This is a genomic window from Roseibaca sp. Y0-43 (assembly GCF_020667835.1).
GTDB lineage: Bacteria > Pseudomonadota > Alphaproteobacteria > Rhodobacterales > Rhodobacteraceae > Roseinatronobacter.
Genome location: NZ_JAFMPR010000001.1, coordinates 41,891 through 56,141, shown reverse-complemented (window position 1 = coordinate 56,141; position 14,251 = coordinate 41,891). Strand labels below are relative to the sequence as shown.

14 protein-coding genes are annotated in these 14,251 nt (G+C 65.1%); 3 read left to right on the top strand and 11 right to left on the bottom strand.

Annotation, left to right across the window (positions count from 1 at the left end; translation table 11 throughout):
- Positions 1-12: 12 nt before the first annotated feature.
- From J1C52_RS00300 to J1C52_RS00280, 5 genes are all read right to left on the bottom strand, one after another.
- Positions 13-753 carry a tellurite resistance TerB family protein gene (locus J1C52_RS00300; RefSeq protein WP_227425918.1) on the bottom strand — a complete coding sequence of 247 codons (741 nt, stop codon included), beginning with the start codon at positions 751-753 and terminating at the stop codon, positions 13-15.
- Between the two features lie 72 nt (positions 754-825).
- Positions 826-1,341: a winged helix DNA-binding protein gene (locus tag J1C52_RS00295; RefSeq protein ID WP_227425917.1), complete on the bottom strand. Its 516-nt coding sequence runs from the start codon at positions 1,339-1,341 to the stop codon at positions 826-828.
- Between the two features lie 5 nt (positions 1,342-1,346).
- Positions 1,347-2,651 carry a TRAP transporter large permease gene (locus J1C52_RS00290; protein ID WP_227425916.1) on the bottom strand — a complete coding sequence of 435 codons (1,305 nt, stop codon included), beginning with the start codon at positions 2,649-2,651 and terminating at the stop codon, positions 1,347-1,349.
- A 1-nt stretch (position 2,652) separates the two neighbouring features.
- Positions 2,653-3,210 carry a TRAP transporter small permease gene (locus tag J1C52_RS00285; protein WP_227425915.1) on the bottom strand — a complete coding sequence of 186 codons (558 nt, stop codon included), beginning with the start codon at positions 3,208-3,210 and terminating at the stop codon, positions 2,653-2,655.
- Positions 3,211-3,261: 51 nt separating this feature from the next.
- Positions 3,262-4,233: a TRAP transporter substrate-binding protein gene (locus tag J1C52_RS00280; RefSeq protein WP_227425914.1), complete on the bottom strand. Its 972-nt coding sequence runs from the start codon at positions 4,231-4,233 to the stop codon at positions 3,262-3,264.
- A 144-nt stretch (positions 4,234-4,377) separates the two neighbouring features.
- On the opposite strand from J1C52_RS00280, the gene J1C52_RS00275 reads away from it, so the two are divergent.
- From J1C52_RS00275 to J1C52_RS00265, 3 genes are read left to right on the top strand one after another with little or no spacing between them, the layout of a single operon-like run.
- The gene (locus tag J1C52_RS00275; RefSeq protein WP_227425913.1) at positions 4,378-5,133 is read left to right on the top strand and encodes a 5-oxoprolinase subunit B family protein; all 756 of its coding nucleotides are present in this window, start codon (positions 4,378-4,380) and stop codon (positions 5,131-5,133) included.
- The gene (locus J1C52_RS00270) at positions 5,130-6,140 is read left to right on the top strand and encodes a biotin-dependent carboxyltransferase family protein (RefSeq protein ID WP_227425912.1); all 1,011 of its coding nucleotides are present in this window, start codon (positions 5,130-5,132) and stop codon (positions 6,138-6,140) included. The genes J1C52_RS00275 and J1C52_RS00270 overlap by 4 nt, the downstream gene beginning before the upstream one ends.
- On the top strand, positions 6,137-6,907 hold the full coding sequence (locus J1C52_RS00265; protein ID WP_227426282.1) for a LamB/YcsF family protein: 771 nt from the start codon (positions 6,137-6,139) through the stop codon (positions 6,905-6,907). The genes J1C52_RS00270 and J1C52_RS00265 overlap by 4 nt, the downstream gene beginning before the upstream one ends.
- A 52-nt stretch (positions 6,908-6,959) precedes the next feature.
- On the opposite strand, the gene mutL is transcribed toward J1C52_RS00265, so the two are convergent.
- From mutL to purH, 6 genes are all read right to left on the bottom strand, one after another.
- Positions 6,960-8,780 (bottom strand): DNA mismatch repair endonuclease MutL, encoded by a 1,821-nt coding sequence (mutL, locus tag J1C52_RS00260; RefSeq protein ID WP_227425911.1) that lies wholly within the window; start codon positions 8,778-8,780, stop codon positions 6,960-6,962.
- A gap of 39 nt (positions 8,781-8,819) precedes the next feature.
- The gene (locus J1C52_RS00255; RefSeq protein ID WP_227426281.1) at positions 8,820-10,118 is read right to left on the bottom strand and encodes a M16 family metallopeptidase; all 1,299 of its coding nucleotides are present in this window, start codon (positions 10,116-10,118) and stop codon (positions 8,820-8,822) included.
- A gap of 2 nt (positions 10,119-10,120) precedes the next feature.
- Positions 10,121-11,452 (bottom strand): M16 family metallopeptidase, encoded by a 1,332-nt coding sequence (locus tag J1C52_RS00250; protein ID WP_227425910.1) that lies wholly within the window; start codon positions 11,450-11,452, stop codon positions 10,121-10,123.
- Between the two features lie 81 nt (positions 11,453-11,533).
- Positions 11,534-12,067 (bottom strand): DUF3035 domain-containing protein, encoded by a 534-nt coding sequence (locus J1C52_RS00245; RefSeq protein ID WP_227425909.1) that lies wholly within the window; start codon positions 12,065-12,067, stop codon positions 11,534-11,536.
- A gap of 74 nt (positions 12,068-12,141) precedes the next feature.
- On the bottom strand, positions 12,142-12,633 hold the full coding sequence (gene lspA, locus J1C52_RS00240) for a signal peptidase II (RefSeq protein ID WP_227425908.1): 492 nt from the start codon (positions 12,631-12,633) through the stop codon (positions 12,142-12,144).
- A 9-nt stretch (positions 12,634-12,642) separates the two neighbouring features.
- On the bottom strand, positions 12,643-14,232 hold the full coding sequence (purH, locus tag J1C52_RS00235) for a bifunctional phosphoribosylaminoimidazolecarboxamide formyltransferase/IMP cyclohydrolase (protein WP_227425907.1): 1,590 nt from the start codon (positions 14,230-14,232) through the stop codon (positions 12,643-12,645).
- Between the last annotated feature and the right edge of the window lie 19 nt (positions 14,233-14,251).

Genomic DNA, 14,251 nt, shown 5'->3' with positions numbered 1-14,251 from the left:
CGCCGCTTATTCCTAGCGGGTTTCCGCGACGGCTTTTTCCAACTCGGCCGCCAGCCCGGCCTCCAGCCCCAAGGCTTGTGCCAAGCGGTTCAGATAGGCGCGTTCTTCGGGCGTGTCGGGGTCCATTGCCAGAAGCGAGGCGGCGTAAAGCTCTGCCGCGACTTCGGGGCTTGTGGCATGGGCGGTCACGCGGGTCATGTCCAAGGGCGCGCCCAGCTCGTCCATGACAAAGGCCTTGGCCTCTGAATCCAGCCCCAGACTGTCCAGATGGCCGAAGATGCGGGCATGTTCGTCAGCGTCGATATGGCCGTCGGCCTTTGCGGCCTGGATCATCGCAACCAGCACGCCTTGCGCCAGATTGTTCGCGCCACCCTGCGCCTGTTCGGGGGCAAAGCCGCTATCGGCGGGGGGCAATTGCACCTGTTGCGGGGCAGGGGCGGCTTGGCCCGTCTGGTGGCGTTTGTAGGCGGTGTAGGCCAGCCCCGCGACGGCGGCCAGACCGCCCACTTTCAGCGCCGTGCCCGCACCTTTGCCCAGCATCTTGCGGGTTTTCTTGTTGCCGATCAGCAGGCCCAGAACCCCACCCGCCAGCGCGCCCGTGGCCAACTGGCCCGCGTTCATGCCGGTTTGGGTCTGCGCGGGATTGCTCTGCGCCTGTCCGCCGCCAAGGCCTAGCTGGCTACCCAACTGCCCCAGATCGCCGCTTTGTGCGGCCCCCATGACCTGATCGAGAAGTTTTTTCGCGTCGAACATCGGCAACCCTTTTTGCGGTGGAATACCCATAGCAGATGGGAAGCCCGCGCGCGGGTTCAAGCCACAAACCTGTCAGAGCGCCGCCGCCGCGCGCGCCGCTTGGTCATAGGCCCCCGACAGCGTGCGCAAAAGCGCCGCGACCCGGCTGATGTCTGCCGGGTCATGGCCCAGTTGGCGCGCCGCGCGCACGACCAGCGCCTCGCGGATTTCGCCGTAGCGCTTGCACAGATCCGCGCCTTTCTCGGTGATCGCGATGGTCTTTTCCTTGCCCTTGCGCCCCACCTTGACCAGCCCGTGCCCGTCCAGCTTCTTGATGGCGTAATTGGCCAGATGCGTGTCTTCGACATTCAGCACAAGGCAAATATCGGCCAAGGTCTTTGCGCGGTCGCGGTGGTTTACCAGATGCACGATCAATATTTCCAACGGGGACAGCCCCGGCATTCCGGCGGCGGTCATGCAGCGCATCATCCAGCGGTGATAGGCGTTGTTCGCCATGGTCAGGGCGAACTCGACCTCTGACAGCGCCGGCAGCGACGACTTGGCCAGATGCGCCGAGCTGACGACCGGGCCGATATCGGGGATGGCCACGCGTTTTATCGGTTCAGCATCGTGTTCGGCAGCCACAGGGCAATCTCCGGGAATATTGACAAAATGGCAGTCGCAAGCACCAAAATCAGGAAAAACGGCAGCGCCATGCGGGCAATTTGAAAGATGCCGCGCCCGGTGATGGATTGCAACACGAACAGGTTAAAGCCCACGGGCGGGGTGATCTGGCTCATTTCCACGACCAGCACAAGGAACACGCCGAACCAGATGGGGTCTATGCCTGCGGCCATGACCATGGGCAATATGACCGATGTGGTCAGCACCACGATGGAAATACCATCAAGGAAAAAACCCAGCACGATGAAGAACACAAGCAGCGCCGACAGAAGCGCGTATTGCGAATAACCTTGCTCGCCGATCCATGCCGCAAGCTGGCGCGGAATGCCGGTGTAGCCCATCGCAACCGTCAGAAACGACGCGCCCGCAAGGATGAAGGCGATCATGCAGGTGGTGATCGCGGCGCCCGTGATGCTGGCTTTCGCGCTTTCCATGTCCAGCCCGCCTGTCAGGCCGGAAATCAGCAGCGCGCCGACCACGCCGATGACCGCCGCTTCCGTGGGCGAGGCAAGGCCTGCATAGATCGACCCGATGACGGCCACGATAAGCGCAACCGTCGGCCCCAGTGCGCGGATCGCATCCCACCGTTCGGCCCATGTGGGCGCGGGGTCGGGGGCGGGCATCCGGTCGCGGTTCATCAGCGCCCAGATCATGACATAACCCGCGAACAGCGCCGCCAGCATCAGCCCCGGCAGAACCCCCGCCAAAAACAGCCGGGCGATGGATTGCTCTGTCGCGGCACCGTAAACAATTAGAATAATCGAAGGCGGGATCAGGAAGCCGAAGGTGCCCGCGCCCGCCAGCGTGCCAATGGCGATATTCGCATCATAGCCGCGCGATTTCAGTTCCGGCAGCGACATGCGGCCCACCGTGGCGGTGGTGGCAGCAGACGACCCCGACACGGCGGCGAACAAAGCGCAGCCCATGATATTGGCGTGCAGCAAGCCACCGGGCAAGCGGCGGGTAAACGGGGCCAGCCCACGAAACAGGTCCGACGACAGGCGCGAGCGGAACAGGATTTCCCCCATCCAGATGAACATCGGAAGCGCGGTCAAATCCCAGATGTTCAACGATCCCCAGACCTTGGTCGCGAACACCGCGCCCGCCAAGCCGGGGCGCGTCAGCTCCATCGCCACCAGCGCCACGGCCATCAGCGAAAAGCCCACCCAAAGGCCCGACAGAAGTAGCCCGAACAGCACGATCACAAGGATGATCGACAGCGTCATGATATCCATGTCAGTGCCCCCCTTCGCTGCGCTTGGCCTCTGCCAGCCGGAAGGCGGGGGTTCGGCCGCTGAGTGCGGTCAGCAATTCATCCAGCACCGCCAAGGCGAGCAACCCGAAGCCCAAGGTCATCACGGCCTGCGGTATCCACAAGGGCACCTTGACCATGCCGAAGGACACCGTGTTGAAGCTGAGCGAATCCCACATCTGCATGGCGGAATGCCACGCGGCGAAGCCCGCAAGCCCCAAGCCGATGGCCAGCACCGCCACCGTCAGCACCGCCCCTATGCGCGGGCCGAACAGTGCCAGCGCCAGCGTGACGCGCACATGACCCGCCGCGCGCAATGTGGCGGGCAGGGCAAGCGTGGCGGCCGCCACGAACAGGAAGCCGCCGAAATCCGACAGCGACGGAATGGCCAACCCCAAAGGGTCCGCGCCCGACAGGATCAGCGCGCGGTCAATGAGGCGGCCAAGGATTTGCAGGAATACCATGACGGCAATCGCGATCATGGCCAGACACGCCGCCCCAAGGGCCGTGCCATAGATCAGGTCGAGCACGCGGCGCAGCATGACACCTCCGGATAAGAAAAGGGCAGGGCGCTCGGCCCTGCCCGGTATGGCTTATTCGCCCTGGTAGCGCGCGACGATGGCCGCGCCCGCGTCGCCGGCGGTTGCCAGCCATTCGCCGATCATCACCTCGCCCACCTCTGCCAGCTTGGCCGACAGCGCGTCCGATGGTTGCATCACCATCATGCCGCCCGCTTCCAGCCCGGCGATTTTCTCGGCGGTCTCGGCAGCCGACATTTCCCAGCCGCGCGCCTCTGCGGCCTCTGCGGCGGCAAGGATGGCGGCTTGTTCGTCGGCGCTAAGTGCCTCGAACGCGCTCGTGTTCACGAAAACCATGTTCTTGGGCAGCCATGCCTGCGTGTCGATATAGTGGCTGGTGTAATCCCATGCTTGCGACGAAACCCCGGTCGAGGGCGAGGTAATCATCCCCGCAATCCGGCCCGTGCTGAAGGCGGTCGGAATATCGCCCGCTTCCACCTGCGTGGGCACCATGTCCAGAAGCTGGGCCATGCGTTCGGTCGCAGAGTTATAGGCGCGGAAGCTGATGCCTTGCAGCTGCGCGGGGTCGGTCACTTCCTCGCGCAGGTAAAGCGACTGGCCCGGCCACGGAACCGAGAAGAGAAGCGTCAGACCCTGCTCTGCCAGCGCCGCCGACACATCATCGCGCGAGGCGGCCCAAAGCTCTGCCGCTTCATCGTAGCTCGCGGCAAGGAAAGGAATGCTGTCCAGCCCGAAGACGGGGTTTTCGTTCACAAGCTGCGACATCAGGATCTCGCCAATCGGGGCCAGCCCCCGGCGCACCGAATCCTTGATCTGCCCATGCGCGAACAGTGATCCTGCGGAATGTACGGTAATATCGACGCTGCCGCCGGTGGCTTCGCGCACGTCATCGGCAAAGGTCATGATGTTCTGGGTGTGAAAGACGCTGTCGCCATAGGGCGTGGGCATGTCCCACGCGGTCTGGGCAAGCGCGGGTGCGGTGGCCAGCGCGAAGAACGCGGCGGCGGTGGTGAAACGAATGGTCATGATGGACCCCCTGTTGATTGATGTGGCAGCTTTTGCCGCTGCATGAAGAAACGTTGACAATACATCTACATTTTGTCAACGTTTTTGATATGAGCTGTGGGAAAGCAGCGAAATTGCCAAGAAATCAGGCAAAAGGACCAAGCCATGACGGGCACGCCCCAGATCGAATCCACCTCCAGTGCAGGCTTTCCGGCCATTCGCACCGTGGGCGTGGACGGGTTTCTGGTCAGTTTTGCGGGCCAATTGGACGAGCGGGCGAATCGCGCGGCACTTGCCTTTCGCGCGGCGCTGGAACGTGAAAGCTGGCCCGGTGTGGCGGAATGCGCGACCTCGCTTGTGTCGGCCTTTCTGCGCTTTGATCTGGCCGCTTGCGACCATGACAGCTTGCGCGCCCGGCTGGACACCCTGCTGGCCAGTCGCGACTGGTATGATGCGCCCTTGCCGGAGGGGCGGCGCTTGTGGCGTGTGCCGGTCGTGTTCGGCGGCGATCACGGCCCGCAACTGGCGGAGGCGGCAAAGCTGGCGGGCCAGTCGGTCGAAGATGCCATAGCCACGCTCTGCGCCCAGCCTGTTCGGGTGCAGACCATCGGCTTTGCCCCCGGCCAACCCTATCTGGGCCAACTGCCGCAAAACTGGGACATTCCGCGCCAGACGGGCCTGACCCCGCATGTGCCCGAAGCGGCGCTTGTGGTGGCGATCCGCCAGTTGATCGTGTTTTCCGTGGGCACCCCCACCGGCTGGCGACATATCGGGCAGACTGGGTTGCGGCTGTTCCGGCCTGAAGCGGATGATCCGTTCTTGCTACGCCCCGGTGACGAGGTTCTGTTCCACGAGGCCCACGATCTGGACCGTTTGCGCAAGAGCCCCGATGGCGGTGCCGTGGCTGAGGCGCTGACATGACCCGCGCCATCACCATTCACGCGGCCAGCCCCGGTGTGAGCGTGCAGGACAAGGGGCGACCGGGCTATTTGGCTCAAGGCCTGTCGCGCGGCGGGGCGGCGGATCTGTTGGCGCTGGCCGAAGGGGCCGCGCTTCTGGGCCAGTCCGATGACCTTGCTGTGCTGGAACTGGCGGGCGGTGCGATCACGCTGTCGGCCTCTGACGACATGCGCGTGGCCCTGACGGGTGCCGACATGCGCGCCACGCTGGATGGGGCGCCCTTGGTCTGGGGCGCAAGCCATGCCTTGCCAAAGGGTGCTGTGCTGAAAATTTCGCCCTCGCGCGGGGGCTTTGGCTATGTGCATCTGGGCGGCGGGCTGGACGCGCCTGTGCAAATGGGGGCCCGCGGCGCGCATTTGGCGGCGGGCCTTGGCCAAGCGGTGCAAACGGGCGACACGATTGCGGTCGGCCCCGACACGGGCCACCGCACGGGCCTCTGCCTGCCTGCGGCTGCGCTCGACACGACATTGCGCCTTGTCCCCAGCCTGCAAACCGCGCTTTTTGGCGATGCGGCGCTGGCGCGGCTGGAAGCGACGCCGCTTACCAAAGACGCGCGCGGCAATCGCATGGGGCAACGCCTGGTGCCAGAGGGCGAGGGGTTTGCGACCGAGACCGGCCTCAGCATCCTGTCTGAAACCATCGTGCCGGGTGACGTGCAGATCACGGGCGACGGAATGCCCTATGTGCTGCTGTCGGAATGCCAGACCACGGGCGGCTACCCGCGCATCGGCACCGTTCTGCCCGCCGATCTGCCCAAGCTCTTGCGTGCGGGGCCGGGCACGGTGTTTCGCGCGCGGTTCATCCCGCTCGACGAAGCGGCGGCGCTGGAACGGGCAGAGGCCAAGCGCCGCGCGGGCCTGTCACGCAGCCTGCAACCCCTGCTGCGCGACCCGCGCGACATCCCCGATCTGCTGCGCTATCAACTGGTCAGCGGCGTGACGGCTGGCAACGAACTGGAGGAGTGCTGATGCGTGTCGATCTGAATGCTGATATGGGCGAAAGCTTCGGGCCATGGCCGATGGGCGCGGATACCGAGCTTCTGGACATCATCACCTCGGCCAATATCGCCTGCGGGTTTCATGCGGGCGACCCCGATGTGATGGCGGGCGCGATGGCACTGGCCGCGCGCAACGGTGTGGGCATCGGCGCGCATCCGGGCCTGCCTGACCTGCAAGGCTTCGGGCGGCGGCGGATGGACATCTCGCACGACGCCGCGCGCAACCTGACCGCCTACCAACTGGGCGCGGCGCAAGCCATGGCGCGCGCGGCAGGGGGGCATGTGCGGCATCTGAAACTGCACGGCGCGATTGCAAATATGGCCGCAGAGGATGAGGGGCTTGCCCGCGCCTGCTATGAGGGTGCGCTGTCGGTGGACCCTGACCTGATCCTCATGGTCATTTCCGGCACCGCGCAAGAGCGCGCGGCGCGGGCGCTAAACGCCCGCATCGCCTGCGAGATTTTCGCCGACCGTGCCTATACCGAAGAGGGGCTTTTGATGGATCGCCGTCTGCCCGGCGCGGTGCTGCATGACCCCGACGCCATGGCTGCGCGCGTGCTGGCCATGGTGCAGGCGGGCGCGATCATCACCGCCAAAGGCACCCATCTGCCCGCGCGGATTGACACGATCTGCCTGCATGGCGACGGGCCGTCGGCGGTCGCAACCGCGCGCAAGCTGCGGGAAACGCTGGAACATGCGGGTGTGACGCTGGCGCAATTCGACGGCAGCCGCGAATGAATCCTGACGCAATCTCGAACCGAAAAAGCCTGTCAACTTTTCTGAGATTGCTTCAACGCCGCCCGAACAGCTTCTCTATATCGGCAAGCGACAGTTCCACATAGGTGGGCCGCCCGTGGTTGCACTGACCCGAATGGGGCGTTGCTTCCATCTCGCGCAGAAGGGCGTTCATCTCATCCGGGCGCATCTGGCGGCCAGAGCGCACCGATCCGTGGCAGGCCATGCGCGACAGAACCGCGTCGATGCGCGCCTCCAGCCCTTGCGATGTGCCCTGATCGGCCAATTCGTCCAGAATGTCGCGGATCAGCGCGCTTGCATTGACGGTGCCCAAGATGGCGGGCGTTTCGCGCACCACGACCGCACCGCCGCCAAAGGGTTCTACTACCAGCCCCAGCGCAGCCAATTGCGGCGCGATGTCCAAAAGCGCGCCCGCGTCCCCCGCTGACAATTCCACGATTTCCGGGATGAGCAGCGCTTGCGAGGGCACGCCGTTTTCCGCGCGCAGACGCTTCAGCTTTTCATAAACCAAGCGCTCATGCGCGGCGTGCTGGTCGACGATGACAATGCCGCGCGCGGTTTGCGCGACGATGTAATTCTCGTGCAGTTGCGCGCGCGCGGCCCCCAGGGGCGCGTCATCCGGGGCGGGGGCGGGCGTTTCTGCGCGGGCGGACGGTGTGCTTGGCCAGAGCGCCGCGCTTTCGGCCATGCCTTGCGGCGCTTGCAACTGGTAGGCAGTCGCGCGGGCAGCCCCTGACGGGCGGTCCATCTGGTAGGCACGTGCGGGCGCGGGCTGGAACGCGCCCAGCATGGCGCCGGTGTTGGTGCTGCTTGCACGGTGGCCCGCGCCTGCGAGCGCATGGCGCAAGCCGCTGACGACCAGCCCGCGCGCCAGCCCCGGATCGCGGAAGCGCACTTCCGATTTCGCGGGGTGCACGTTCACATCCACCAGTTCCGGGTTGCAGGTGATGAACAGCGCCGCGACCGGGTGGCGGTCGCGCGACAGCACATCCATATAAGCGGCGCGCAGGGCACCCAGCAGCATCTTGTCGCGCACGGGGCGGCCATTGACGAACAGGTATTGCGCGACCGCGGCCCCGCGCGAATAGGTCGGCAGCGCGGCCAGACCCGACAGGCGCAAGCCCTCGCGTTCGGCGTCGATGCGCAGGGCGTTTTCTGTGAACTCGCGGCCAAGGATTGCGGCCAAACGGTCTTCCAATGCGTCGAATAACGCGCCTTGGGCGGCGTCCAGACGCAGGATTTCGCGCGCGTCGCCGCCGGAAATGTCAGACAGCGTGAAGCTGACATAAGGCTCTGCCATTGCCAGCCGCTTGACGGTGTCGGCAATTGCCTGCGCCTCGGCCCGGTCCGAGCGCATGAATTTCAGGCGTGCGGGCGTGGCATGGAACAGGTCGCGCAGTTCCACCACCGTGCCGAATTGCGCGGCCTCTGGCCGGACCGGGGCCATGCGCCCGCCATCGACCGTGATGGACGCGCCCTCGGCCCCGGCTGCGCGGCTGACGATGCGCAGGCGGCCCACGGCCCCAAGCGAAGGCAGCGCTTCGCCCCGAAAGCCGAAAGAGTGTATGTTCAACAGGTCAGACCCGTCGATTTTGCTGGTCGCATGTCGGGAAAGTGCAAGTGGCAGGTCATCGCCCGCCATGCCGCAGCCATCGTCCCGCACCCGGATCAGGGTTTTGCCACCATCGGCATAGGCCACCTCTACCCGCGTGGCCCCGGCATCGAGCGCGTTTTCCACCAGTTCCTTGACCGCAGAGGCGGGGCGCTCAACCACCTCTCCCGCCGCGATGCGATTCACGGCGGCTTCGTCTAACTGACGGATTTCAGGCCTTATATTGCGGTCGGGCTTGTTCATGCTACTAGGTGTAGCATGTGGCCCCGATGGCTGCCAAGCTTAGTTTATGCCTTCGGGCTGGCCGACGATCACGAAGCGCAGCGCATCGGGCTGATACAGGCGCTGCGCCACCGCGTTCGCCTCTTCCAGCGTCACGGCGTCGATCAGGTCGTTGCGGATATTGACGTAATCAATATCAAACCCCTGAAACTGCATAGAGGCCATGATCCCCGCAATCGCGCCGTTGCCGTCGAACCGCAACGGATAGGCACCGGTCAGGTAGGTCTTGATGCGCGCAAGCTCTTCCTCTGTCACGCCGTCAGTCACCAGCTTTTCCCACTCTGCGCGGATCAGCTCGATGACTTGACCGACATCGGCATTGCTGGCCGACAAGCGCCCCTGATAGCTTTCGCCTAGGAACCCGGATGCCAGAAACGCGCCAACCCCATAGGTCAGCCCGCGTTCTTCGCGCAACTCGGACATCAGCCGCGTGCCGAAGCGCCCGCCGCCGACGATTTCATTGACCACGAAGGCGGTCGTGAAATCGGGATCGTCGCGGGGAATGCCACGATGCCCGAAGGCGATCACGGATTGCGGCCCCTCGAACGGCACCCGGGTGATGCCCGGCTCTGCGGCGAATTCGGCCCGGCCCGGAATGGGCGCGCCGGCCTCTGGCACGCCTTCGAATAGCGCATCCAAGAGCGGCGCGAGGGTCGCGGCATCTATGTCACCCGCCACACCGATATGCACGCGGTCGCGGGCGATCGTCCCCTGATGAGCCGCGATCAGATCGTCGCGGGTCAGGGCTGCCACGCTTTCGGGCGTGCCTTCGGACGGGCGGGCATAGGGGTGGCCGGGATAGGCGGCCTCTGCAAAGGCGCGGCTGGCAATGCTGTTGGGGTCCAGCGCGTCGCGGCGCAGGCTGGCGACCATCTGCGCGCGCACCCGTTCCAGCGCGTCCGCGTCAAAGCGCGGCTGGGTCAGGGCGGTGTTCAGAAGCGCAATCGCCTCTGGCGCGCTTTCCGTCAGGAACTGCGCCGAGACACTGACCGTGTCGCGCCCCGCGTCGAAACTGAAGCGCGCGGCAAGTTCTTCGGTTGCGATTGCGAAGCTTTGGGCATCCATCTCGCCCGCGCCTTCGTTCAGAAGTGCCGCCATCAGCGCGGTCGCACCAAGGGCGCTTTCGGGGTCGAGCGTGGCACCACCCTCAAAGATCAGGTCCACCGCGATGAAAGGGATCGAGCGTTCCTCGACCAGCCACGCGTCCAGCCCGGATTGGGTGGTGACGGGGGTGATGTCCACCTCGGCGCGCAGGGGGGCTGCGACCAGCAGGAACAGGGCAACAAGACTACGCATCATCATCAGTTCACGACCTCTGTATCGGGGCGGGTCAGGTAGCCGGTGACAGAGCTGCGACGGTCCAGAAGCAGGTTCGCGGCCTCGACCACCTGGTCGGGCGTCACGGCGTCGAGCGCGTCGATCCAGCCCTCGATCTCTGGCACGCTCAGCCCGATGGACAGGCCCACGCCATATTGCCGCGCGCGGCCCTGCATATCGTCGAGCGCATAGATTTCCGACGCGCGGATCTGATGGCGGACGCGGTCGAATTGCTCTGGGTCCACACCGTCACGAATGAAACTTGCGATGGCTTCGTCCAAGGCCGCTTCGGCGTCCTCCAAAGAGACGCCCTCGACCGGCGCGATCCCGATGCTGAACATGCCGTAATCGCGCGACATGCCGCTGTAATTGGCCCATTCCGACAGCGCCACGCCCTGCTCGAAATTCAGCTTGCGTTCCAGCACCGATGTGGTCGGGCTACCGCCCAAGATGGCCGCCAGCATCTGAAGGGCTGCTGCCTGTTCGGTGTCATGCCGGGTCGGGGCCAGATACATGCGGCTGACATAGGGGGTGCCAACGCGGGCATCTTCCATGGTCAGGCGGCGTTCGGCCAGATGCGGCGGCTCCATCGGGCGCTGTTGCGGGGCAAGGTCGGGATTGGCGGGAATGGGGCCGTAATGGGTGCGGGCAAGTTCCATCACCTCGTCAAAGCTGACATCGCCCGCGACCACCAGAATGGCGTTGTTGGGCGCGTAATGCTGGCGGTAGAACGCCTTGGCCTTGTCGCCATCGAGGGTTTCCATCTCGTGCCGCCAGCCGATGATGGGGGTCCCGTAGGGGTGCGCCTTGTAAAGGGCGGCCAGCATCGCTTCGTTGAACACGCGGCCCGGTTGGCTTTCGACCACCTGACCGCGTTCGTTGAGGATGACGTCACGCTCGGGCCGCCATTCCTCTTCCGACAGCGTCAGGTCGGTCATGCGGTCGGCTTCCATCTGCATCATCAGGCCCAGACGGTCGGCGGCGACACGCTGGAAATAGCCGGTGTAATCCCAAGACGTAAACGCGTTGTCGCGCCCGCCATTGGCCTCGACCACGGCGGAAAACTCGCCCGGTTCAAGCTCGTCAGTGCCCTTGAACATCAGGTGTTCCAGATAATGCGCGATGCCCGATTGAAGGGTGGGTTCGTCTGCCGCGCCCACCCGATACCAGACCATGTGCACGGCGACGGGGGCGCGGCGGTCTTCGATGACAACCACCTCCATCCCGTTGTCCAGACGGTCATGCGTGACGGTCTGTGCCCATGCCGCGCCCGACATGGCCATGGCAAGGCCAAATGCTGCAAGGAAAAATCGCATCGCCCTCTCCTCTAGCGGATAGGGCAAAGCTACTGTGCTTTGGGCCATGTTCAAGCCCGGATACGCGAAAGTGAGCGTGCTTTACTCTGCCTGCTGCCCTTCGGGCGGGGCGCTGGGCGTTTGCGCGCCCGCGCGGCGCCAGCGTTCCAGTTCGGCGTATTTGTCCAGCCACATGCGCTGATAGGCGTTGTGATACACATTGACCGCGAACAACCGCTCCAGCAGGCGGCCGTCATTGTCGCGGCGGAACTCCAGGTCTTCGGCGGCAAGCTGGGCGCGGATATTGTCGGCCCGGCCAAAGCGGCCCGCGTAATTGACGATTCCGCCATCGACCCCGCCACCGGCGACAGCGCGGGCCGGGTTGCCGCCAAGCGCGCGGGCCACGTCGGCGCGCGGTTGCGGGTCCACCCGGTTGGCACCGCCGGGGTTGGGGGCGGGCAGGTTGGACAGGCTGTCGGGCATTTCCAGCGGCTTGGTGGGCAGAATGCCGAATTCGTCGGGCTGGCGGTCTTGGGCGGCGGCGTGCATCAGGATAGGCTGATCCGACCCAGAGCAAGCCCCCAGCGCCAGCACGGCGCAACCCGCAATCGCAAAGATCCCTTGACGGAGTGCCATCATCCTATCCCCACACGTCCCAATTGCCATACGTCTAGCGCAAAGCTGCGCCCGCGTCACGCCCCTGCGTGGCGCTATTTTTTCGCGGCACCTTTCGTCCCGCTGCCCTCGCGCCCTGACAACAGGATCAGCAGGCCCGCCCCCACGAAGATAGAGATGTCGGCCACGTTGAACGCGTAAGGGTTGGTGAACCCGCAGCAGGACATGTTCAGGAAATCCGCCACCGCCCCGAAGCGGATACGGTCGATCACGTTGCCGATTGCGCCGCCCACCAGCAAGCCGGTGGCAATCTGCATTCCGCGCGGCGCGCCTTCGCGTTTCAGCCAGACCAGAACGAAGGCGCAAATCCCAAGCGCGACCGCGATCAGCACCCAGCGCATCCAGCCGGTGTCGGACCCGAACAGGCCGAAATTGATGCCGGTATTCCACGCCATCACGAAGTTGATATAGGGGTCGATGACCGGCACGAACAGCCGTTGGTCCAGCGCAAGCGGGCCCAGCACATACCATTTGGTTGCCTGATCCGCGACAAGGATGGTCGCGGCGGTGCCGATCATCGTTTTCATCGCGCCCCCTTAGTGCCGGAAGTGCCGCTGCCCGGTAAAGACCATGGCAAGGCCAGCTTCATCCGCCGCCGCGATCACCTCGTCATCGCGCATGGACCCGCCGGGCTGGATCAGCGCAGTCGCGCCCGCCTCTGCCGCCGTCAGCAGGCCGTCGGCGAAGGGGAAGAACGCGTCAGAGGCCACGACAGAGCCTTGCGTAAGCGGCGCATCCAGCCCCAGCACTTCGGCCATGTCCTGCGATTTGCGCGCGGCGATGCGGGTCGAATCGACCCGGCTCATCTGGCCCGCGCCGACGCCCACGGTGGCCTGGTCCTTGACGTAGACGATCGCGTTCGACTTGACGTGCTTGGCGACCTTCCACGCGAACAGCATATCGGCCAGTTCCTTGTCCGAGGGCGCGCGCTTGGTGACAACGCGCAGATCGTCCAGCCCGATCATGCCATTGTCGCGGTCTTGGACCAGAAACCCGCCCGACACCTGCTTGAACGCCAGCCCCGGCGCGCCGGGATTGGCCAGCCCCTTGGTGGTCAACAGGCGCAGGTTCTTCTTGGTGGCGAAATGCGCGATGGCGTCGTCATCGGCGCCGGGTGCGATCACGACCTCTGTGAAGATGCCGGTGATCGCTTTCGCCGTTTCCAGATCCAGCCGCGTGTTCAGCGCGATGATGCCGCCAAAGGCCGATGTGCGGTCGCAATCATAGGCGCGGCCATAGGCCTCGGCCAAGGTTGCGCCGCGCGCCACGCCGCAGGGGTTGGCGTGCTTGATGATCGCACAGGCAGGGCCATCAGCGGGCAGGAATTCCGACACCAACTCGAACGCCGCATCGGTGTCGTTGATGTTGTTGTAGCTCAGCTCTTTGCCCTGATGCTGCTTGGCAGTTGCCACGCCGGGGCGGTCGCTGCCATCGCGGTAGAACGCGGCCTGCTGGTGCGGGTTCTCGCCATAGCGCAGGGTTTGCGCCAGCGTTCCGGCAAAGGCCCGGCGGCGCGGCGCGGGGTCGGCAATCGCGCCCGCCATCCATGTGGACACGGCGGCGTCATAAGCCGCCGTGCGCGCATAGGCGCGCTGCGCGAGCGTCTGGCGAAACGCCATACGCGTGCGGCCCTCGTTCGCATCCAGTTCCGACAGCAGGGGGATGTAGTCTTCGGGGTCGGTCACGACGCTGACAAAGCCGTGGTTCTTGGCGGCGGCGCGAATCATCGCCGGGCCGCCGATGTCGATATTCTCGATCGCCTCGGCATAGTCGGCGCCGCGCGCGACGGTTTCCTCGAACGGGTACAGGTTGACCACCAGCAGGTCGATCGCCTCGATCCCGTGCGCCTGCATCGCACCGACATGTTCCTCGTTGTCGCGCAGCGCCAGCAGCCCGCCATGCACCATGGGGTGCAGGGTTTTGACGCGCCCGTCCATCATTTCGGGAAAGCCCGTCAGGTCCGACACATCGCGCACCGCAAGCCCCGCTTCGCGCAGCGCCCGCGCCGTGCCCCCGGTTGAAATCAGGTCCACCTTGCGCGCGGCCAGCGCCTTGGCAAGGTCGATCAGGCCGGTCTTGTCAGAAACAGAGATCAGCGCGCGCTTGAGTGGAACAAGGTCGGTCATCGGGGCAGTCCTTTTGCAG

Coding starts and splice junctions, on each gene's coding strand:
- J1C52_RS00270 (WP_227425912.1), top strand. CDS start 5,130: ATGACCCGCGCCATCACCATTCACGCGGCCAGCCCCGGTGTGAGCGTG.
- J1C52_RS00255 (WP_227426281.1), bottom strand. CDS start 10,118: ATGATGCGTAGTCTTGTTGCCCTGTTCCTGCTGGTCGCAGCCCCCCTG.
- J1C52_RS00275 (WP_227425913.1), top strand. CDS start 4,378: ATGACGGGCACGCCCCAGATCGAATCCACCTCCAGTGCAGGCTTTCCG.
- J1C52_RS00290 (WP_227425916.1), bottom strand. CDS start 2,651: ATGGATATCATGACGCTGTCGATCATCCTTGTGATCGTGCTGTTCGGG.
- purH (WP_227425907.1), bottom strand. CDS start 14,232: ATGACCGACCTTGTTCCACTCAAGCGCGCGCTGATCTCTGTTTCTGAC.
- J1C52_RS00245 (WP_227425909.1), bottom strand. CDS start 12,067: ATGGCACTCCGTCAAGGGATCTTTGCGATTGCGGGTTGCGCCGTGCTG.
- J1C52_RS00300 (WP_227425918.1), bottom strand. CDS start 753: ATGTTCGACGCGAAAAAACTTCTCGATCAGGTCATGGGGGCCGCACAA.
- J1C52_RS00250 (WP_227425910.1), bottom strand. CDS start 11,452: ATGCGATTTTTCCTTGCAGCATTTGGCCTTGCCATGGCCATGTCGGGC.
- mutL (WP_227425911.1), bottom strand. CDS start 8,780: ATGAACAAGCCCGACCGCAATATAAGGCCTGAAATCCGTCAGTTAGAC.
- J1C52_RS00280 (WP_227425914.1), bottom strand. CDS start 4,233: ATGACCATTCGTTTCACCACCGCCGCCGCGTTCTTCGCGCTGGCCACC.
- lspA (WP_227425908.1), bottom strand. CDS start 12,633: ATGAAAACGATGATCGGCACCGCCGCGACCATCCTTGTCGCGGATCAG.
- J1C52_RS00285 (WP_227425915.1), bottom strand. CDS start 3,210: ATGCTGCGCCGCGTGCTCGACCTGATCTATGGCACGGCCCTTGGGGCG.